The following is a 449-nucleotide window of genomic DNA, read 5'->3' on the forward strand; positions in this document are numbered from 1 at the left end:
TCCGAGGGGCAGCGGCTCACGCTCGCCCTCGCGGTGGTGCTCACCGCCCGGCCGCCCCTGCTGCTGCTCGACGAGCCGACCCGCGGCCTGGACTACGCGGCGAAGGCACGGCTGACGGCGATCCTGCGCCGGCTGGCCGCCGAGGGCCATGCCATCGTCATGGCCACGCACGACGTGGAGCTCGCGGCGGAACTGGCGCACCGGGTGGTGCTGCTCGCCGAGGGCGAGGTGATCGCGGACGGCCCGTCGGCGGAGGTCGTCGTGGCGTCCCCGGCGTTCGCCCCGCAGGTGGCGAAGATCCTGGCGCCGCAGCCCTGGCTCACGGTCGCCCAGGTGAAGGAGACGCTGGAGCGATGAGCACACCGACCGCCCCCGCACGGCCCGCGGACCGCCAGGCCCGAGCCCTGCGCCTCGGCCCCCGCACCTGGCTGGCGCTGGCCCTGGTGAGC

1 protein-coding gene is annotated in these 449 nt (G+C 76.4%); it reads left to right on the forward strand.

What is annotated here, in order from left to right; all coding sequences use genetic code 11:
* The coding region (locus LPA54_RS38740; RefSeq protein WP_228985075.1) for an AAA family ATPase at nt 1-357 on the forward strand (357 nt) is incomplete at its 5' end.
* Nucleotides 358-449: the final 92 nt, after the last annotated feature.

It is taken from the genome of Streptomyces sp. DH12 (assembly GCF_020873895.1).
In the GTDB taxonomy this organism is placed as follows: Bacteria; Actinomycetota; Actinomycetes; order Streptomycetales; family Streptomycetaceae; genus Streptomyces.